Source organism: Mycobacterium basiliense, assembly GCF_900292015.1.
Taxonomy (GTDB): domain Bacteria; phylum Actinomycetota; class Actinomycetes; order Mycobacteriales; family Mycobacteriaceae; genus Mycobacterium; species Mycobacterium basiliense.
In genome coordinates this window covers 1468575-1489150 of the sequence record NZ_LR130759.1, presented here as the reverse complement: position 1 = coordinate 1489150, position 20576 = coordinate 1468575, and the positions used below count along the sequence as shown (strand labels likewise).

Annotated in this window: 18 protein-coding genes and 1 pseudogene; 11 read left to right on the top strand and 8 right to left on the bottom strand. The window is 63.6% G+C overall.

All coding sequences use genetic code 11. The features are described from left to right. The first annotated feature begins 17 nt into the window (after window positions 1–17). From MB901379_RS06310 to nuoN, 5 genes are read left to right on the top strand one after another with little or no spacing between them, the layout of a single operon-like run. Complete coding sequence (locus MB901379_RS06310) at window positions 18–806, top strand: NADH-quinone oxidoreductase subunit J (protein WP_158018991.1); 789 nt, start codon at window positions 18–20, stop codon at window positions 804–806. Then, entirely contained in the window at window positions 803–1102 is a 300-nt protein-coding gene (gene nuoK / locus MB901379_RS06305) for an NADH-quinone oxidoreductase subunit NuoK (protein WP_011740432.1), read from the top strand. Before MB901379_RS06310 ends, nuoK begins: the two co-directional genes overlap by 4 nt. 10 nt (window positions 1103–1112) lie before the next feature. After that, window positions 1113–2999, top strand: coding sequence for an NADH-quinone oxidoreductase subunit L (gene nuoL / locus MB901379_RS06300; protein ID WP_158015840.1), 1887 nt, complete (start codon window positions 1113–1115; stop codon window positions 2997–2999). After that, complete coding sequence (locus MB901379_RS06295; RefSeq protein WP_408632338.1) at window positions 2996–4570, top strand: NADH-quinone oxidoreductase subunit M; 1575 nt, start codon at window positions 2996–2998, stop codon at window positions 4568–4570. Before nuoL ends, MB901379_RS06295 begins: the two co-directional genes overlap by 4 nt. Continuing rightward, window positions 4567–6153 carry an NADH-quinone oxidoreductase subunit NuoN gene (gene nuoN, locus MB901379_RS06290; protein WP_158015838.1) on the top strand — a complete coding sequence of 529 codons (1587 nt, stop codon included), beginning with the start codon at window positions 4567–4569 and terminating at the stop codon, window positions 6151–6153. Before MB901379_RS06295 ends, nuoN begins: the two co-directional genes overlap by 4 nt. Window positions 6154–6268: 115 nt before the next feature. Here nuoN and MB901379_RS06285 read toward each other — a convergent pair whose 3' ends face one another. The 8 genes and pseudogenes from MB901379_RS06285 to MB901379_RS06250 form a co-directional block, all read right to left on the bottom strand. After that, window positions 6269–8143 carry a PPE family protein gene (locus tag MB901379_RS06285; RefSeq protein WP_158015837.1) on the bottom strand — a complete coding sequence of 625 codons (1875 nt, stop codon included), beginning with the start codon at window positions 8141–8143 and terminating at the stop codon, window positions 6269–6271. A gap of 369 nt (window positions 8144–8512) precedes the next feature. Next, on the bottom strand, window positions 8513–8962 hold the full coding sequence (locus MB901379_RS06280) for a hypothetical protein (protein ID WP_174236996.1): 450 nt from the start codon (window positions 8960–8962) through the stop codon (window positions 8513–8515). A 1-nt stretch (window position 8963) separates the two neighbouring features. Then, window positions 8964–10241: a DUF58 domain-containing protein gene (locus MB901379_RS06275; RefSeq protein ID WP_158015836.1), complete on the bottom strand. Its 1278-nt coding sequence runs from the start codon at window positions 10239–10241 to the stop codon at window positions 8964–8966. A gap of 9 nt (window positions 10242–10250) precedes the next feature. Beyond that, on the bottom strand, window positions 10251–11231 hold the full coding sequence (locus tag MB901379_RS06270; protein ID WP_158015835.1) for an AAA family ATPase: 981 nt from the start codon (window positions 11229–11231) through the stop codon (window positions 10251–10253). A 39-nt stretch (window positions 11232–11270) separates the two neighbouring features. Further along, entirely contained in the window at window positions 11271–11753 is a 483-nt protein-coding gene (locus MB901379_RS06265) for a hypothetical protein (protein ID WP_174236995.1), read from the bottom strand. Next, complete coding sequence (locus tag MB901379_RS06260; protein ID WP_158015834.1) at window positions 11750–12730, bottom strand: DUF4129 domain-containing protein; 981 nt, start codon at window positions 12728–12730, stop codon at window positions 11750–11752. Before MB901379_RS06260 ends, MB901379_RS06265 begins: the two co-directional genes overlap by 4 nt. A 254-nt stretch (window positions 12731–12984) precedes the next feature. Beyond that, window positions 12985–13850 (bottom strand): annotated as a pseudogene (locus tag MB901379_RS06255) (SDR family NAD(P)-dependent oxidoreductase). Further along, window positions 13847–14449: a TetR/AcrR family transcriptional regulator gene (locus tag MB901379_RS06250; protein ID WP_158015833.1), complete on the bottom strand. Its 603-nt coding sequence runs from the start codon at window positions 14447–14449 to the stop codon at window positions 13847–13849. Before MB901379_RS06250 ends, MB901379_RS06255 begins: the two are co-directional and overlap by 4 nt. 44 nt (window positions 14450–14493) lie before the next feature. Between MB901379_RS06250 and MB901379_RS06245 the strand changes: the two genes are divergently transcribed. The 6 genes from MB901379_RS06245 to MB901379_RS06220 all read left to right on the top strand — a co-directional run bounded on the left by MB901379_RS06245 (window position 14494) and on the right by MB901379_RS06220 (window position 20556). Next, the gene (locus tag MB901379_RS06245) at window positions 14494–15630 is read left to right on the top strand and encodes a phosphotransferase family protein (RefSeq protein ID WP_158015832.1); all 1137 of its coding nucleotides are present in this window, start codon (window positions 14494–14496) and stop codon (window positions 15628–15630) included. Then, entirely contained in the window at window positions 15630–16754 is a 1125-nt protein-coding gene (locus tag MB901379_RS06240; protein ID WP_158015831.1) for a hypothetical protein, read from the top strand. The genes MB901379_RS06245 and MB901379_RS06240 overlap by 1 nt, the downstream gene beginning before the upstream one ends. 231 nt (window positions 16755–16985) lie before the next feature. Next, on the top strand, window positions 16986–17708 hold the full coding sequence (locus MB901379_RS06235) for a class I SAM-dependent methyltransferase (protein WP_158015830.1): 723 nt from the start codon (window positions 16986–16988) through the stop codon (window positions 17706–17708). Between the two features lie 12 nt (window positions 17709–17720). Beyond that, a complete protein-coding gene (locus tag MB901379_RS06230; RefSeq protein WP_158015829.1) occupies window positions 17721–18473 on the top strand; it encodes an SAM-dependent methyltransferase in 753 nt (250 codons plus the stop codon). 101 nt (window positions 18474–18574) lie between these two features. Further along, window positions 18575–19504 carry a ThiF family adenylyltransferase gene (locus tag MB901379_RS06225; RefSeq protein WP_158018988.1) on the top strand — a complete coding sequence of 310 codons (930 nt, stop codon included), beginning with the start codon at window positions 18575–18577 and terminating at the stop codon, window positions 19502–19504. Beyond that, a complete protein-coding gene (locus MB901379_RS06220) occupies window positions 19501–20556 on the top strand; it encodes a nitroreductase family protein (protein WP_158015828.1) in 1056 nt (351 codons plus the stop codon). The genes MB901379_RS06225 and MB901379_RS06220 overlap by 4 nt, the downstream gene beginning before the upstream one ends. Window positions 20557–20576: the final 20 nt, after the last annotated feature.

Here is a 20576-nt window from a genome sequence, read left to right as displayed (position 1 = left end):
CCACACTCGCCCAGGACCTGGCCCCGACGTTGGCCGAAGACGCCATCGTGCGCACCTCCACCGGTGAGGCGGTCATGTTCTGGGTGTTGGGCACGCTCGCGGTGATCGGTGCGCTCGGCGTGGTGCTGGCGGTCAACGCCGTGTATTCGGCGATGTTCCTGGCGATGACGATGATAATCCTGGCCGTGTTCTATATGGCCCAAGACGCATTGTTTCTGGGCGTCGTTCAGGTCGTGGTCTATACCGGCGCGGTGATGATGTTGTTTTTGTTCGTGCTGATGCTCATCGGCGTGGACTCCGCGGAATCGTTGAAGGAGACGCTGCGCGGACAGCGGATCGCAGCAGTGGTGACCGGCGTCGGGTTCGGAGCGCTACTCATCGCCGGCATCGGCAACGTGGCGACCGGGGGCTTCGCCGGATTGACCGCGGCCAACGCCAATGGCAACGTCGAGGGCCTGGCCGCATTGATCTTTTCCCGATACCTGTGGGCGTTCGAGTTGACCAGCGCGCTGCTGATCACCGCAGCAATCGGGGCGATGGTGCTGGCCCACCGCGAGCGTTTCGAGCGCCGCAAAACCCAGCGGGAGCTGTCGCAGGAGCGCTTCCTTCCCGGCGGCCATCCCACCCCACTGCCCAACCCCGGCGTCTATGCACGGCATAACGCGGTGGACGTCGCCGCGTTGCTCCCCGACGGCAGCTACTCGCAGTTGTCGGTCTCGCGCATTCTGCGGACCCGCGGCGCCGACGGACTGCAGACACCCTCACCGGAAGCGGTGTCCGGAGCTCTGGACAGCGGTGCATCATGAATCCGGCCAATTATCTTTATCTATCCGCGCTGCTGTTCACCATCGGCGCCTCAGGTGTGCTGTTGCGCCGCAACGCGATCGTCATGTTCATGTGTGTGGAACTGATGCTCAATGCGGTCAATCTGGCTTTCGTCACGTTCGCCCGGATGCACGGCCACCTCGATGGGCAGATGATCGCGTTCTTCACCATGGTCGTGGCGGCCTGCGAAGTGGTCGTCGGCCTGGCCATCATCATGACCATTTTCCGTACCCGTAAATCGGCGTCGGTCGACGACGCGAACCTACTCAAAGGCTAAAACCGCCAACATGACTGACTACACCTGGCTGCTGGTGGCCCTGCCACTGGCGGGTGCCGCGATCTTGCTGTTCGGCGGTAGGCGTACCGACGCGTGGGGTCACTGGTTGGGTTGTGCGGCGGCGCTGGCGGCGTTTGGCGTGGGCACCACGCTGCTTGCCGAGCTGCTCAGCCGTCCTGCGGAGGACCGCGTCATCCACCAGACGGTATTCACCTGGATACCGGTGGCCCAACTGCAGGTGGACTTTGGGCTGCAGATCGACCAGCTGTCGATCTGCTTTGTGCTGCTGATCACCGGGGTCGGGTCGCTGATCCACATATATTCGGTCGCCTACATGGCCGAAGACCCGGACCGCCGTAGGTTTTTCGGCTACCTGAACCTGTTTTTGGCATCGATGCTGCTGCTGGTGGTGGCCGACAACTACGTGTTGCTCTACGTCGGGTGGGAAGGCGTGGGTTTGGCGTCCTACCTGCTGATCGGTTTCTGGTATCACAAGCCAACAGCGGCGACGGCGGCCAAGAAGGCATTCGTGATGAACCGAGTGGGGGACGCCGGTTTGGCGCTGGGCATGTTCTTGATGTTCAGCACCTTCGGCACGCTGTCGTACAGCGGAGTCTTCGCCGCAGCACCAGGGGCCAGTACCGGTGTGTTGACCGCGATGGGTCTGTTGCTGCTGTTGGGCGCCTGCGCCAAATCCGCCCAGGTTCCGCTGCAGGCCTGGTTAGGTGACGCCATGGAGGGCCCCACCCCGGTGTCGGCGCTGATCCACGCCGCCACCATGGTGACCGCCGGGGTGTATTTGATCGTGCGGTCCAATCCCCTCTACAACCTCGCACCGGACGCACAACTGGCGGTTGTCATCGTCGGCACCGTCACGTTGCTGCTCGGGGCCGTGATCGGCTGCGCCAAGGACGACATCAAGCGTGCGTTGGCGGCCTCGACCATGAGCCAGATCGGCTACATGGTGCTGGCCGCCGGCCTGGGCCCGGCCGGATACGCGTTCGCGATCATGCACCTGCTCACCCACGGCTTCTTCAAGGCCGGGCTGTTCCTCGGGTCCGGCTCGGTTATCCACGCCATGCACGAGGAGCAGGACATGCGCCGCTACGGCGGGTTGCGCGCCGCACTACCCGTTACCTTTGTCACGTTCGGGCTGGGCTATCTAGCGATCATCGGTGTGCCGCCGTTCGCCGGATTCTTCTCCAAGGACGCGATCATCGAAGCGGCGCTGAGCACCGGTGACACTCGCGGTTACCTGCTCGGCGGTGCCGCGCTGCTGGGTGCCGGAGTGACCGCGTTCTACATGACCCGGGTGATGCTGATGACCTTCTTCGGCGCCAAACGCTGGGCCCCGGCCTCCCGCCCGCACGAGGCGCCGGCCCTGATGACGTGGCCCATGATCCTGCTGGCGGTGGGTTCGGTGTTTTCCGGTGGCCTGCTGGCCATTGGCGGCACCCTGCAGCGCTGGCTCGAGCCCGTTGTCGGTGCTCATGAAGAAACCTCCCATGCCCTGCCCACCTGGGTCAGCACCACGGTGGCGCTTTCCGTCGTGGCCATCGGCATCGCGGTGGCCTATCGGATGTACGGCACCGCCGCAATCCCACGGGTGGCCCCCGCCGAGGTGTCGGTGCTCACCGCGGCCGCCCGCGCCGATCTCTACGGCGATGCCTTCAACGAGGAGGTGTTCATGCGCCCCGGCGCGCAACTGACCCGTGAAGTGGTCGCCATCGACGACGCCGGCGTGGACGGCTCAGTCAACGCGCTGGCGGCGCTGGTGAGCGCGACGTCGAATCGTTTGCGGCATATGCAAACCGGCTTCGCCCGCAACTATGCGCTGTCGATGCTGGCCGGCGCGGTCCTGGTGGCCGCGGTGCTGTTGGCGGTGCAGCTGTGGTGAACTCACACATCCCGTGGCTGACGGTGCTGTGGCTGGTACCGCTGGCGGGTTCGGTGCTGATCATCTTGCTGCCCCCGGGGCTGCGCCAGCTCGCCAAGTGGACCGGTCTGACCGTCAGTGTGCTGACGCTGGCCGTCTCGATCGTCATCGCAACCGGGTTCGAGCCTGGTGGCCAGCCGTATCAATTCGTCGAAAACCGATCCTGGATACCGGCGTTCGGCGCCGGCTACACCCTCGGCGTGGACGGCATCGCGGTGGTTCTGGTGCTGTTGACCACGGTACTGATCCCGTTGCTGCTGGTTGCCGGCTGGGATGACGGTGGCGAGCGCACCAGAGGTGTGCACGCGTACGTCGCCCTGACGCTGGCCATCGAGTCGATGGTGCTGATCTCGGTGATCGCACTGGATGTACTGCTGTTCTACGTGTTCTTCGAAGCGATGCTGATCCCGATGTACTTCCTCATCGGCGGCTTCGGGCAGGGACCCGGGCGGTCCCGTGCTGCGGTGAAGTTCTTGCTGTACAACCTGTTCGGCGGACTGATCATGCTGGCGGCGGTGATCGGGTTGTATGTGGTGACCGCGCAACAGGGCCCCGGAACCTTCGATTTCCGTGAGATCGTGGCCGGCATGCAGGCCGGCCAGTACGGCGTGGACCCGGCGGTATTGAAAGCCCTCTTCGGCGGTTTCATGTTCGCGTTCGCGATCAAGGCTCCGCTGTGGCCGTTCCACCGCTGGCTACCAGACGCGGCAGTGGAATCGACTCCCGCGACCGCGGTGCTGATGATGGCGGTGATGGACAAAGTCGGCACCTTTGGCATGCTGCGCTACTGCCTGCAGCTGTTTCCCGATGCCTCAACATATTTCCGTCCGCTGATTGTGACGCTGGCAATCATCGGCGTGATCTACGGCGCCATCGTGGCCATCGGTCAAACCGACATCATGCGTCTGATCGCTTACACGTCGATTTCGCACTTCGGTTTCATCATCGCGGGCATCTTCGTGATGACCACCCAGGGGCAGAGCGGATCGACGCTGTACATGCTCAACCACGGGCTATCGACGGCCGCGGTCTTCCTGATCGCCGGTTTCCTGATTTCCCGGCACGGCAGCCGCGCGATCGCCGACTACGGCGGCGTACAGAAGGTGGCTCCGGTGCTGGCCGGTACCTTTATGGTTTCGGCGATGGCCACCCTGTCGCTGCCCGGCCTGGCCCCCTTCATCAGCGAATTTTTAGTCCTGCTAGGCACTTTCAACCGCTATTGGCTGGCCGCGGCCTTCGGTGTTACCGCACTGGTGCTCTCCGCCATCTACATGCTGTGGCTGTACCAGCGCGTCATGACCGGACCGCTGGCCAAGGGCAACGAGCAGATCGGCGACCTGGTGCCGCGCGAAGTGGTGGTCGTCGCACCGCTGATCGCGCTCTTGCTGGTGCTTGGCGTCTATCCCAAGCCGGTGCTCGACGTCATCAACCCGGCCGTCGAGAACACCATGACCACCATCGGCCAGCATGATCCCGCGCCCAAGGCGCCGAGCGCGAAGGCCCCCCGGACAGCCGAAGGACCACACCAATGATCCTGCCCAGCCCCAGCATCGAGTACTTCGTGCTGTGTCCGATGCTCATCGTCTTCGGCGTCGCCGTCGTCGGCGTATTGGCCGAAGCGTTCCTGCCCCGTCGGTGGCGATACCGCACCCAGGTGACACTGGCCCTGGCCGGCTTGGTCGCCGCATTCATCGCGATTGTCGCGGTGGCCAAGGCAATTCCAGCGCCTGGGCAGCGAGCCGTTCTGGGCTCGATGGCCATCGATCGACCGACGCTGTTCCTGCAGGGCACCATTGTGCTCGTCGCCGTGATGGCCATCATCTTCATCGCCGAACGCAGCGCACACCGAATTGTGACCCACGGCAAGGCCGCGGTCGCGGCAGGAGGCCGCGGACTGGACTCCTTCACCCCGCAAGCTTCCGCGGTGCCCGGCAGCGAATCCGAACGCGATGCGGACCGGTTGGGGGCTGGTCAAACGGAGATCTTCCCGCTGGTGCTGCTTTCCGTCGGCGGCATGATGGTGTTTCCCGCCTCTAACGATCTGCTGACGATGTTTGTGGCCCTGGAAGTCCTGTCCCTGCCGCTCTACCTGACGTGCGGGTTGGCCCGGCACCGCCGTCTGCTGTCGCAGGAAGCGGCGTTGAAGTACTTCCTGCTGGGTGCGTTCTCCTCGGCGTTCTTTCTCTACGGTGTCGCGTTGTTGTATGGCGCGACCGGCACACTGACCCTGACCGGCATCCGGGATTCGCTGGCGGCACACGGCGATACGTCCATGGCGTTGGTCGGTGTCGGGCTGCTCTCGGTCGGCCTGCTATTCAAGGTCGGCGCCGTTCCCTTCCACTCCTGGATACCCGACGTGTACCAAGGGGCGCCCACCCCCATCACGGGGTTCATGGCGGCCGCCACCAAGGTCGCGGCCTTCGGTGCGTTGCTGCGCGTGGTCTATGTCGCGTTGCCGCCGCTCCACGAGCAGTGGCGGCCCGTGCTGTGGGCTATTTCGATCCTGACCATGGCGGTGGGCACCATCACCGCGGTGAACCAGACGAATGTCAAACGGATGCTGGCGTATTCGTCGGTCGCCCATGTCGGCTTCATCCTCACCGGCGTGATCGCCGACAACTCGGCCGGCCTGTCGGCGACCCTGTTCTACTTGGTCGCCTACAGTTTCAGCACGGTGGGCGCGTTCGCCATCGTCAGCCTGATACGCAACCGCGACGGTGTCGAGGATGCCGACCTGTCCCACTGGGCCGGGTTGGGTCAGCGGTCACCCATTGTGGGAGTGATGCTGTCGATGTTCCTGCTGGCGTTCGCGGGCATTCCGCTGACGAGCGGATTCATCAGCAAATTTTCGGTGTTCAGGGCCGCGGCCCAGGGTGGCGCGGTGCCGCTGGTGGTCATTGGTGTGATTTCCAGCGGGGTGGCCGCGTATTTCTATGTCCGGGTCATCGTGCTGATGTTCTTCACCGAGGAATCCGAGGACACCCCGCAGGTGGTGGCACCTGGTGTGCTGAGCAAGGCCGCTATTGCGGTATGCGCGGCGGTCACCGTCGTGCTGGGCGTTGTTCCGCAGCCGGTGCTCGATCTGGCCGATCGCGCCGCCCAACTGCTGCACTGAGCCAACTCGGGGATCTAGTCCCCGGTGCGTCACTCGTGAGGGACAACGACTGTGCGGCGCAAACGAACCGCGACCATCCCGCGTGGGCGACGTTAACGCCCACGCGGGAGTTCGCTTACGGTTGGCCGAAGAAACCCGCTTGATTGTCACCTTGGTTGAAAGCGCCCGAGGAGTCATTGCCAGAGTTGCCGAAGCCCGAGTCTCCGGTACCCGAGTTCCCAGCGCCGGATCCGATTGAACCCGAGTTGTTGATACCAGCGAGAGCGAAGCCGCTGTTGCTGATGCCCGTGTTGAAATCGCCCGTATTGTTGAGGCCGACGAGCCCGCTGCCGACGTTCATGAACCCTGATGTCGCTGCTGCCGCACCGGCCGTGTTCGTGTTTCCGAAGCCAGACACGCCAACTGCAGCCACGTCATTGGTGTTGTTGAAGCCCGAGGCGCCGTCGCCGGTGTTGTTAAAGCCCGATGAGGTGACCCCGGCCGGGGTGGTCGCACTGCCAATACCGGTGTTCAGATTTCCGGAGTTCAACAGCCCGGTATTGGTGTCACCCGCATTCCCCAAACCAGTGTTCACGCTGCCGGAGTTGAACCAACCCGTGTTGCCGCCCAGCCCACCTGCAGCACCACCCGCATTGAAACTGCCGGTGTTGTAACCGCCCGCGTTGCCGACGCCCATGTTGGCTTGACCCGCATTGTCGAAGCCGACGTTGCGGAAGCCCGCGTTGTTGAAACCAAAGTTCGAAGCACCCGCATTTCCGAAGCCGGTATTGGAATTGCCGCCGTTCCAGAAGCCGCTGTTGATGTTGCCGGAGTTAGCGCCGCCGGTGTTGCCATCCCCGGAGTTCAAGAAACCCCAGTTGCCGTCACCGGAGTTGAAGAACCCGACGTTGTTGTTACCCGAGTTCCCGATACCGATATTGCCGCTGCCCGAGTTCAGCGCACCGATACCCACCTGGTTGTCACCGGTGAGGCCGAAGCCGATGTTGTTGTTGCCGTTGTTGCCGAAGCCAAAGTTAGTGCTGCCCTGGTTACCGAACCCGATATTGGACGAACCCTGGTTTCCACTACCCAAGTTGAACGAGCCAAAGTTGCCGGAACCGATGTTCGCGGTTCCCCAGTTACCGCTGCCCAGGTTCCCGTTACCAAAGTTGCCGAAACCGAAGTTTCCGCTGCCGTTGTTGCCGCCGCCAAAGTTCAGATTGCCCTGGTTGCCGCCGCCAAAGTTGGTGTTACCGATGTTGCCATTGCCCAGGTTGGCAAAGCCAAAGTTCCCACTGCCCAAGTTGAGGTTGCCAATGTTGCCCCCACCCAGGTTCAGGCTGCCGAAGTTCCCGCTGCCCAGGTTGAACGAGCCAATGTTGCCGCCACCCAGGTTCCAGTCACCCATATTGCCCAGGCCCGTGTTGAGGCCCGGCAGGCTGGCCGCGGGCGCCGCGGCCGCGGCGGCGGCCTGACCCAGACCCGGCAGGCTCGACAATGCCTGCTGCCACGACGGTAACGCCGCGGCCGCCGCCGAGACCCCGCCGTGATAACCCACCATCGCCGCCACGTCGGCGGCCCACATCTCCTCGTAAATGCCCTCCGCAGCAGCAATCGCCGGCGCATTCTGACCAAACAGGTTCGACATCACCAACTGCACAAACGCATTACGATTCGCCGCCACCGCCAGCGGATGCACCATCGCCGCTCGGGCCGCCTCAAAGACCCCGGCCACCGCCTTGGCCTGCCCAGCCGCACCCACCGCCCGCGCCGCAGCCGCGCTCAACCAGCTCGCATACGGCGCCGCCGCAGCCGCCATCGCCGCCGCCGCCGGACCCTGCCACGCCTGACCCGCCAACCCTGAGGTCACCGACGCAAACGACTCCGCGGCGGTCGCCAGCTCATCACCCAAGGAACCCCACGCGACCGACGCCTCCAGCATCGGAGCAGACCCCGCACCAGTGAACATCCGCATCGAATTGATCTCCGGCGCCAACATGAAGAAGCTCATCAGCCCACACCTTCCCTAGTGAGTCACTCACTCATCCGCTTGACCGACCTGCTCGCGTCGATCAGGCCCCACCGCATGGCCTGTTGAGCAACTCTAGGAAACTCGTGGCACAAAGTCCGCGATTTCGCAAAACCTGGGAAACTTCGACAATGCACGCCAGAGGGCGCAGCCCGGGTCGGGCGATACGGTGCCCGCCAACGCTTCCGGCGATTCCTGAGAATCCCGCCTGGCTACGCTGAGGCCGATTTTCGGTACGCCGAAATGTGGCGGTACCAATATGCGCCGCCCAGGGCACGGCCGGCGGGTCATCCGCGGGTCGGTAGTGCGGCTGACCGCGGCAACGCCGCCGTCGCGTCAGCGACCATCGGATCACCCCAGGAACGGCCGAGTAGCCAACACGTAGATGGCCAGCACCGCCAGCGGCGCCACCAACGGCAACCATGGCACCTGTAGCGGGAAGGACGTCGCAACCACGCCGGCAAAGCTAAATCCCACGGCGGCAACGATTGTCGGCCAGCTGCCCACGACGCCGCCGACCGGTGCGCCGCAATGGTAGGTACACACCAGGTAGGCGGCGGCGAACAGACCCGACAGCGCGACGAGCAGATGCGGCGGGTCGGCCACAACGATCACAAACACCGACATCAGCACCGCAATCGTTGCGGCCCGGCGAAGAATCGTCCCCACCCCCACGCCGATCAGGCCAGCAATCCCGGCCGCAATGTCCGGCCCATGGCCATCGACGGCGACCAATGCCACCATCAGGTAACCGAATACCGATGCGATGGCGCGGGCCACGGGCTGGGCAATCAGTTGCATCTCAGCGCTCTCCCCGAAGCCGCCCGCGCACTCGATGTCGGCGGTCGGGCAGGGCGTTCATCGACTGATCCAGCGAGAGGTCGGCCGGCCAGGACAGCACATCGACCCCGACGGTGGCCATGTCGCGATACATCGCGGAGCGCTGCAGCGTCCACATCCGCACCACCAGGGCGTCCCGTTCCCCCTCGAAGGGAGAGCTATCGAGAACGTCCACAGCGACCACGACGTGGCCGCGTTTGCGCAGGTCAATCAGCGCCAGGGCAAATTCGGTATCGAGCAGGGTGGAGAACGCGATGACGATGGCCCCGGGCGGAACGGCGGCCCGCGGCGCCAGCGTGCCGGTCGTCTTTTCGAACCGGTCGCCGGTACCCAGCACGGTGTCCAGAACCCGATAGAACTGGCGTTGGCCGATGTCGGCGCCCAGCCACCGCGGGCGGTTGCCTCCTAGTGCGACGATGCCGGCCCGATCGCCGTGACGCAGCGCGGTCTGGACCACCTGGGCGGCGCCACGCGCGATGCGCTCGGTCGCCTCGGTCGCCGGCCCCGGCGGCTGCCGATAGGTGTCGATCAGCACAATCACGTCGGCGGCGCGATCGGTCAAACGCTGCGTCACGTGCAACCGGTGACGCCGGGCGCTGACCGCCCAATTGACGGCACGCAACTGGTCGCCTGGAACATAGGGACGGATGTCCGCATATTCGACACCGGGACCGATGTGCCGGGTCAGGTGGGCCCCCAACCGGTCCAGCAGCTCGGTCTGCGGAATGGTCGTCGCCTGGGGCGGGGTAAGAGGAAATACGATGACCTCGGCGGCGTCGACGCCTCCCGTCCCGACGAGCAACCCGCCGCGCGCGAGGACATCGACCCGCACCTGGATAGGGTATCGCCCCCAACGGTGCGCCACTACCGCAACATTTTTCGCCTGACTGAGGTCCGAATCGAGAACTTCGAGACGCATTTCGTCGTGTGCCGAAACGGTAAGTTCAACGGATCCCGGTCCGAAAGTTGCCGTGGAACCGCTTGTTGCCCAAACTTTTACCAGCGCCTGCTCTTCTTCGAAGCACCGCTGGCAGTCCGGCTCGCCGTGCACATGAATGATCGGGACTGGTCGCTGCCAGTACACGGAGCACAACACGCCAATCAGCGGCGCCGCGAACGCTATTAGCTTCCACTGGTTGGCGATCACCGCAACCACCAGCGCAACGCCGGCGCAGGTTGCGAGCGTCAAGGTCAGTTGCGAAGCACGCCAGCGCAACTCGACTTGACGGGTTTCGATCACGCGGCACCGTCATTCATCGGCTGCCCGTTTCGGCTCGTTTGCCCTGGGGACGGGCAAGCGCCGCAGCAACTCTCCGATTATGTCGGCACCATGTATTTTGCGCACCCACATCTCCGGCCGCAGGGTAATCCGGTGTGCCATCGAAGCAGTCGCAAGCGCCTTGATGTCTTCGGGGATCACGTAGTCGCGACCGAGCAGCAGAGCTCGGGCCCGGGCGAGCTGGACCAGGTCGAGTTCTGCTCGCGGGCTGGCGCCAACAGCCACTTGGGGGTGGTGGCGAGTGGCGGTGGCCAGCGACACCACATAGTGCAGGACGTCCTCATGGACACTCACCTGCTCAACCGATTCCCGCATGGCCAGCAGGTCGTGCACGTCGACCACCTGGTTGACCCTCGGCTCGACCGATCCGCGTTCGAGACGGCGGCGCAGCATCGAGGTCTCGTCCCGCTCGGAGAGATACCGTAGTTCCAGCCGAATCGCGAATCGATCCAGCTGCGCCTCCGGAAGCGGGTAGGTGCCTTCGTATTCGATCGGGTTGTCGGTGGCCAGCACGATGAACGGCACAGGAAGCTTGTGGGTTTGACCGTCAATGCTGACCTGACCCTCGGCCATCGCCTCCAACAATGCCGCCTGGGTTTTGGGCGGCGTGCGGTTGATCTCATCGGCGAGCAGCAGGTTGGTGAAGATGGGACCGGCCCGAAATTCGAAGCGCCCCGACTGCATGTCGTAGATGGTCGAGCCGAGCAGATCCGCGGGCAGCAGATCCGGGGTGAACTGCACTCGTTTGAATTCAAGCCCAAGCGCGGCGGCGAAGGAACGTGCGATGAGTGTCTTGCCCAAGCCGGGGAGATCCTCGATCAGTACATGGCCGCGGGCGAGCACGGCGGTCAGGATGAGGGTGAGCGCGGCGCGTTTGCCCACCACGACGCGTTCGATTTCGTCCAGCACAGCCTCGCAGTGGGCGGTCGTCGCCGCCGCCGGAATCGTCATGATCGACTCATATCCGCATCACCTCCGACTCAATGCGAGTCATACCAACTCCAGCCGATGCAGTATCGCTTCGAGCGTCGCACGGCCGGGGCCAGGCAGACGCCCGCCGGTGGGCGCAACGTTATTCGGATTCACCCATTCCCACAGGTCGTCTCCGAACAGCATTCGTCCGGTGGCCTGAAACGATGCCGGGTCTTTGGCCTGCCGTTGCCCGGTCGCGATCTCGTATCGTCGGGCCAGCATTGGGCGCAAATGCCGGTCCCAATCGGCCCGCGTGGAGTCCGCCCGACGAATGGTCGTCTCAGTGTTGGACAGCCAGCGGCGCAAGCTATCCCCAAGATCGTCGGGATCCGAGTCGGCCTCCGGTTGCGTTCCGTGTCCCAAGACCCGGCGGATATTGAGTAGCACCAGCGCCAAGGCAATACCCGATGCCGCCAGCACGAACCGGCGATCATGCGCGATCAGCGCCAGCAGATCCACACCCACGATCAGGCAAGTACCCAACACGATAAGTTTTTTCATGCCGAACCCCGCTGGCCTCCGACGGCATCGGCACCGGCCGGCGCTGCCAGCTCGTCCAGCACCAGCCGAAGAACACGCATCGCCAGCTCACGGTGCCGCTCGTTCATCACGTGTGAGCTGAACCTTGCCTCGGCGAACAAATTCACCAGCTGCACCGCGTTATCAGCTTGCAGCGCACGATGTTCGACGGCTCGGGCCAACACCTCCGTCGGAGTATCGAAGTCCTGTGGGACGGCTGCGGGCACATTGGCGAGTTCACGTTCCATGGCCGCATAGCACGCGATGATTGCCGCGCGCGGATCTCGGTGTAGGTCAGCCATTTCGGCCAGCCCGACTTCGGCTACCCGCACCAGCAACTCCGAACCCGCGGACGGAACCGGGGGCTCGATGTGGTCTTCGGAGACGGCGCCCGGCCGCGTCACGCGCCCCCGCCGATGCGAGAGCACCGCCGCAGATCCGAGGGTCAACAGGAGCAACGGAGCCGCAAAGACGAGCAGGATCGTCAGAGTGTCTCCGGGATCGTCGGCCGGGCGTTGTGTGGGCGGCGCACCGCTGCTGCCAGCTGACGGCGCCGCGCTCGGATCCGATGCCGGCCGGGCTGGGGCAATATCATCGGGCGCCACCAAGTGCGATAGCAGCATCGCCATCAGCAGCCAGCCAACTAGCACCGCAAGCCCGATCAGCAGCACCCGCCAACTCGTCTGTCCCCTGCCACGCCCGAGTAATTCGGACAGATTCCCCGTGCTGGGTGCCATCGTGCGCGGATCACGCAATCGCGCGATAACCGCGAACGCCACCAGCGCCACGCTGCCACTGAGAACGGCGATCACGAACACCAGCGCTGCCCGACCGCTTCCCGGCTCCACCGCCGACCCGCCATCGCGAGCTGGAAGATAGCCGCGCAGGGCCGCGGCGACCACGATCAGCAGCACGATCAGGCCGACAACGCGTCCCGTTGGCTTGTCAATTCCGGGCATTCGCACACCTGCCTGCCGCCCGTTTGCGGCATGTCTCATCCTGGCACGCCAGGCGCTGCTGTCGCCACCAACTTCGGCACGGGTGCTCGTTGGACGCCCACCCCGGGGTGGGCCGGCGGATGGCACACCGGACGCCGGACGGGCTGACCGACGGGTTTCGTTTGGCAACTCAAGTGGGTGGGCCACAACCATCGAGTCGATGGCCGATCATGAAACAGTCTATAGCGCAATCAATTTAGCTGCCGTAGGCTCGCCTAGGCCGGCTGAAACACCCGGTAGCTGCCGTCGAGAGCCTCGTGATGGCCGACGGCGCGACCCGTGACTGTAGCGGGATCAACCAACGCCAATCCCACCGCGGCCTGCGCGAATTCGTCCGCGGTTGCGGTGTCAACGAATTCGCGAGCGTATTAGGCCAAACCCGGGGTAAGAATCGGATTGGACGGCGCCAACGCGTTGACCGCAATGTTGTGGTCGGCAAGATCGAAGGCCGCGCACCGGGTCAAATGTTCTAGCGCCGCCTTGGATCCACCGTAGCCGGGCAATACCCCACCGCTGCGGTCGGCGTGCGGCCCGTCGCCAGGCAGCCGGGATGCGACCGAGGTGATGTTGATAATCGAGCCCTGTCCCGCGGCAATCATGTCCGGGCAGGTCAATTACATCAACTCGTACGCGGCGAACACGCAGATATCGAAGTGGCGGCGGCGATACGCAGCCAACGGCGTCCCGACAAACCCCGGCCAGCCCGGCTTGTCAGCGGCCGGTTCCGCGGGCCTTGAGCGCGGTTCGGCACCGCGCGCCGGCGGGCGCCCCGGGGCGGTAAAAGCGGCGTTGTTCACCAGAAGTGTGATGGGGCCCAAAGCATCCCGGGCGGCCGTCACCAACTACGTGACGTCGTCTCGGTCGGTCAGATCGGCACGCACCGCCACCGCCCGCCTGCCGCCGCAATCTGGCCGACCGTTTCACCCAACGTTCCGGGCAACCGGGCGTCCCACACCCGTTCGGTGCTCCCGACAACTGCTACCGCTGCGCCCTCCGCGGCGAATGCCAGCGTGATCGCGCGGCCCAGCCCGCGGCTGGCGCCGGTGACGATTGCCACCCGTCCCGCAAGTGCGCCAGTCACCGAGTGACGCCGTGCACGATGATCGCCGTGGTCTGATCCACCCAGCTATCATCGAGCATTTGGTCCGGATACAGCAGCATCCGCAGCATCGTTGCCCCGCCGATCAACTCGATCAGCCGGTTCGGGTCCACGTCGGGATGGGCTTCACCACGGTTGATGGCCTCTTGCAGCCGCATCCGCACGGTGGCGAACAAGTCGACGAACCGCGACAACACCCGAGCGTTCAAGTCGGGATCGGCTGTCATATCGGCCACCAACCCCGGCAGCGCGGCCCGGACCACCGGAGTGGTGAACACGTCGCGCGTGGCCTGAATCATCATCCGGATATCCGCGGCGAAATTTCCCGCCGGCGCCTCCAACGCGGTGGGGGCCGCGGGGAACGCCGCCTCGTGGACCAGTTCCGCCTTGCTCGACCATCGGCGATACAGTGCCGACTTTGTGGTTCCAGCGCGCTCTGCGACGGCCGCCAAACTGAGATTGGCATAGCCGATTTGCACCAGCAGATCGGCTGTCGCCAACAAGATGGCCGAATCAATGCGAGGGTCCCGCGGTCGTCCGGCGCCGGGGGCCTTGTCAAGGGAAGACAGGTCTGCTTTCATAACGCTACCTACCGTATCGTAATTACCGTACGAAGGAAGTACCCGTGGCCAACGAACCGGCGCTCGAAGATGTGGGCCGCCTACAGCGCTCAAGCCGTGATGTCAGCGCACTGCCGGCGGTGATGTCGCGATGGCTGGCCAGCGTACTGCCCGGCGACGCGGCGCCTGAGGTGACCGTGGAAAGCGGTGTGGATTCCACGGGAATGTCGTCGGAAACCATCATCTTGACCGTGCGTTGGCAGGAGAACCGCCAACCGAGGCAGCAGAGGCTGGTCGCCCGGGTGGCACCGGCCGCCGGCGACGTGCCCGTGTTCCCGACCTATCGACTTGACCACCAATTCGAGGTCATCCGGATGGTCGGCGAGCTGACCGATGTCCCGGTTCCTCGAGTGCGCTGGATTGAGACCACCGGCGACGTGCTGGGAACGCCATTCTTCCTGATGGATCATGTCGAGGGCGTGGTTCCGCCCGATGTCATGCCTTACACCTTCGGCAGCAATTGGTTCGCCGACGCACCCGTAGAACGCCAGCGCGAATTGCAGGACGCCACCGTCGCGGTGCTGGCCAAACTGCACTCAATCCCCGACGCACAGAGCAAATTTGGCTTCCTGTCCACCGGGCAGGACGGCGGCAACGCAATGCGCCGCCATTTCAACTGGGTGCGTTCCTGGTACGACTTCGCAGTGCCAGACATCGGCCGCTCCCCGTTGCTGGAAAGGACTTTCGAGTGGCTGGAACGGCACTGGCCGGATCAGGTGTCCTCGCGCAAATCGGTGCTGCTATGGGGCGACGCCCGAGTGGGCAACGTCCTGTACCGAGACTTTGCGCCGGTTGCGGTGCTGGACTGGGAAATGGTGACGTTGGGACCGCGTGAACTCGACGTCGCGTGGATGATCTTTGCCCACATGGTTTTTCAAGAACTCGCCGGATTGGCCACGTTACCTGGATTGCCTGACGTGATGCGTGAGGACGACGTCCGCAGCACGTATCAACGACTTACCGGTGTGAAACTTGGTGACCTGCATTGGTTCTACGTATATGCGGGAGTCATGTGGGCGTGTGTCTTCATGCGCACAGGTGCCCGACGGGTGCATTTTGGCGAAGTGTCGAAGCCCGACGAAGTCGAATCGCTGTTCTACCACGCCGGATTGATCAAGCGCCTAATCGGAGAGGAGCGCTAATGCCGCAGTCACTAGGCCCACTCGACGAGTACCCGGTACATCAGGTTCCCCAACCGATCGCATGGCCAGGTTCCTCGGACCGCAATTTCTACGACCGCTCCTACCTGAACGCACACGACCGCACCGGGGACATCTTTGTGATCAGCGGCATCGGCTACTACCCCAATCTTGGGGTGAAGGATGCCTACCTGCTTATCAGGCGTGGGGACACACAGACCGCGGTGCACCTTTCAGATGCCATCGACCAGGACCGGCTGCACCAGCGTGTCAATGGCTACCGGATCGACATCATCGAGCCATTACACAAACTGCGACTCGTACTCGATGAAACCGAGGGCATTGCAGCCGATCTCACGTGGGAGGGGCTCTTCGATGTCGTTCAGGAGCAACCGCACCTGCTGCGGTCGGGTAACCGCGTGACCCTTGATGCACAACGCTTCGCGCAACTGGGCACCTGGAGCGGCCGGATTGCCATCGACGGGGAGGAAATCGTCGTCGACCCGGCAACGTGGATCGGTAGCCGGGACCGGTCTTGGGGCATCCGGCCGGTCGGCGAGCCGGAACCGGCGGGACGACCGGCAGATCCACCCTTCGAGGGCATGTGGTGGCTATACGTTCCAATGGCCTTCGACGACTTTGCCATCGTGCTGATCATCCAGGAGGAGCCCGACGGGTTCCGTTCGCTCAATGACTGCACCCGGATCTGGCGTGACGGCCGTGTCGAACAGCTCGGCTGGCCCCGGGTCGAAATCCACTACCGCTCCGGCACCCGCATCCCAACCGGGGCCACCATCGACGCGACCGCCCCCGACGGCACGCCGATTCATTTCGACGTGGAATCAAAACTGCCAGTGCCCATTCACGTCGGTGGCGGCTACGGCGGCGATTCAGACTGGCTGCACGGCATGTGGAAGGGCGAGAAGTTCGTCGAACGGCTCAGCTACAACATGACCGACCCGGCGATCGTCGCACGGTCGGGTTTCGGCGTCATCGACCACGTGGGCCGGGCGGTATGCCGAGACGGCGATGCGGATCCGGTTGAGGGTTGGGGTCTCTACGAACACGGAGCGCTGGGGCGCCACGACCCGTCGGGATTTGCCGACTGGTTAACGGTGGCGCCCTGACGAGCCGCGCAAGCCGCCAGCATCAGCGGCGACGATAACGCCACATCAAGCAGCCGCCCGGGTCACCCCGTGCACTGTGCATAATCGTGCGCAGCACAGACAAGTGAATTTGCCCTTGAAGCTGTGTTGGTGCATTCGCAATCGTCGTACTGCCCGGATCGAGCATCGCCACGTCCTGCCAGTGTAGGCGACTGGGCGTTCCGTCGCCTTGTTACCAACAGGAGCACTGCCATGCCGCTGCCCTTCCCACCCTTCAGAGACGACACCTCGACCTACTCGTGGCTGCATGGATGGTTCTACGAAAACGTCGTGGCGCCCGCGGTCCTGCACACCCGCTACGTGATCGACGAGCACTTTCTCAAAGCCCTGCCATCAGGTGCTCACGTCCTCGACGTCGGCTCGGGAGGCGCCCAATTTACGCAGTACCTGGCCGATCGTCGACCCGACATCAACATCATTGGCATTGACCTTTCGATCCCGCAGATCCAGCGTGCCAACAAGCGCATGCGCGGCTATGGCGAGCGGGTGCAGTTTCAACGGGGTGACGCGACCCGGCTCCAATTCGGCGATTGCAGATTTGACGGGGTGATTAGTTACGGGTCCATCAAACACTGGACCTCGCGCGAAGCCGGCCTCGCCGAATGTCTCCGGGTACTCAAACCCGAAGGGCCGTTGCTGATCGTCGAGGTTGATCGCAGCATGACCTTTGACACCGCCTACACATTCGTGTCGCAATACCGTGCTCCGCGACTACTGCACGGCCCGATTCTGGCGATGTTTCGAACGTGGGTCGCGGGTCGATCGATCGATCTGGACGACGCACGCACCATCGCCGACGGGCTTGATCTGATCAATAAGGATGCCCGCCGGATCCCAGATTCGCCGCTGCTGCTGATCTCCGGACGGCGAACCCCGGCTCAGGTAGGCGGTTCCCCCGTCCACGCTCCCGCATAGGCACGACGAGTCATGAACGGTTCAGCGCCGGAAGCCCCGGACGCGAGTCCGTTTTTCTTACCCCGAACCTACAGCTGGCCGGATGACGACAGCGGCCACACGATCGTGCTATCGCAACCCGAACGCGAACCCGAATTATGGAGGCAGTACGTGACGGGGGCGTTGCGCAGCTACCGCAAGTACGGCGTCCAAGACGCGCTCGACTTTGACCAGATGTGCGACGGACACGACACCACAATCTTCTATTCCGCCGTCGACAACTACGGACAGGTGGTCGGGGGCGTCCGGATGAAGGGGCCATTGCGCAGCGCCAACGATGCGCACGCAGTCGTCGAATGGGCCGGCCATCCCGCTCAGCGGGCGGTTCGCAAAATGATCGCCGACCGGTTATCACTTGGCATCGTCGAAACGAGGACGGCTTGGGTGGTCGACACCGATCATCCCCACCGACTTGCCAGAACCCTGGCCCGAACCGCACTGCCGACGCTGGCGTTACTGGGTGTTCGGTTCATGCTAGCCACCGCCGGTGCTCACGTATTGGACCGTTGGCGTTCTTCGGGTGGCGTTGTGGCTGAGGATATTCCGGCGGCTTTCTACCCCAACGAGCAACATCGCACGAAAATGCTGTGGTGGGATCGCCAGACCCTAGCCGCTGTCAGCGAAGCCAGCCAGCTGAACAAGTCGCGGCAGGAAATGCGAATCCTGGCAGCACAGTCGGCGCAATTCCATAGCAGCTGCAGCAATGGGGTGGCCTGTGATCTTTGACATCGTGGTGGTCATCGGCCCAGCCGAGACCGGTGCGCGACTGCCGACATCGCCTAGTTCCGTGGGGAATCCGCCCGAAGGCCAACGAAAGGATCGGCTTTATGTCTAGTGACACAGTCTCTTCCACCGGCCAAGAACTCCAGCCGGCTGGCCAATGGTCTTATGAGGAAGCGTTTTCCCGAAATCTCGGATTGATCAATCCAAGCGAGCAACAGCGCCTGCGCGGCAGCCGCGTGGCGATCGCCGGCCTCGGAGGAGTTGGCGGAATCGATTTGGTTGCACTTGCCAGACTGGGTATCGGGAAATTCACCATTGCCGATCCAGATGTGTTTGAACCCTGTAACACCAACCGGCAGTATGGCGCTACCCGATCGGCAGAAGGCCGTTTCAAAGCCGAGGTCATGCGTGATGTTGTCCTCGATATCAACCCCGAGGCCGAAATTCGCATGTTTTGCGAACCGATCGGTCCCGACAACGCGGCCGGCTTTCTCGCCGGGGCAGATGTTTTCGTCGACGCCATCGACGCCTTCGAAATCGACCTGCGCCGCCTACTGTATGGCAAAGCGCAGCAAAACGGGATCTACGCGTTGGGGGCGGGCCCGTTTGGTTTCAGCACCGGGTGGTTCGTATTCGACCCTAAGGGCATGACGTTCGATCGATATTACGATCTGACCGACCAGATGACTGCCGCGGAGAAATTTGCGGCATTCGTGGCGGGCGCGGCGCCGGCTTCCACACACCGACCCTACATGGATATGTCCTACGTCAATGTCGAGAAACAGACGGCCCCGTCAGCGGGCTTCGCTTGTCACCTGGCGTCGGGCGCGGTTGCGGCCGAGGTCCTGAAAATCCTGCTGGGCCGTGGACGCATTTACCCGGCACCCTATGCACACCAGTTCGATGCCTATCGCGGCATATACGTGCGAAAGCACCTCTGGGGAGGCAATCGCCATCCACTACAGAGGTGGAAACGTCGCCGGTTGCTCACCGTGGTGAGCCAGCAAACAAGCGGCGGGCGACACCACACATGACAGAGCTGAATTCGCACGAGTTCATGTCGCTGCTGGACGCGGCGATGTTGGCGCCTTCGGCGGACAACAAGCGGATATTTCGGCTCCAACACGTCCACAGTGGGGTGCGGCTCTGGGGGGACGAAACGTTTACTTCCGGACCGAAACACCGCCGAATCCTTGGACTAGTTGCCGTGGGCGCGGCGGTAGAAAACATGAGGGTACGTGCGATCGGTCTGGGTTTCGACTCGGAAGTGACGTGGTTTCCCGATGAAAAGAGGTCGAAGCTGATCGCAGAGCTTGTGTTCCAACGCACTTCTTCGACGACGCCGGATCCTCTGGAGGTCGCTCTTGGGCAACGCCACACCAACCGACGAGTATTTTTCCGTGGACCCGGTCTATCGCGCAGCGAATTATCCGCTCTCGCGGCAGAAGTAGACGAAGTCGAAGGAGTCCATCTGCATTGGTTCGACTCGCCCGAGAAACGGCAGCAGATCCTGCGGCTGGTGCGAATCGCCGAAACCGATCGGTTCCGGTTACGTGAGCTGCACGACGAGCTGTTCTCTGCGGTGCGCTTCGACCTGGATTGGAAGACCAGCGCCAATGATGGTTTGCCGCCCGGCTCTCTCGAAATCGAGCCTTGGATGCGGCCGATGTTTCGTTCACTTCGGCATTGGAAGGTCAGCGGTCCGCTACGGGCCATGGGAATCCACCATTTACTGGGTCTGCGCGCGGGCTATCTACCCTGCCGGCTGGCTCCCCACGTCGGCGTTTTGACGACATCGCTTGACCCCGAAGCCGGTCCGATTGCCGCCGGTGCCGCCTTCGAGCGCATCTGGCTACGCATGACCGTGCTCGGCATGTCGCTGCAACCGCTGGCGGGATCGGCCGTGCTTGCTCTGCCAGATTGCGAATGGGTGTCGCCCAGCGCTCGTGCGAAGCTCACCGAAGGCTGGGCGCAGTTGGCGCCGGGGCGGCTGCCGATGATGCTGTTCCGGGTAGGTCGCGCGCGACCACCATCGGTTCGCACCGTGCGGCCAGCACGCCAGGACTATTGCTATGTCCCCGGTTGAGCGACCAAAGGCGCGTTGAA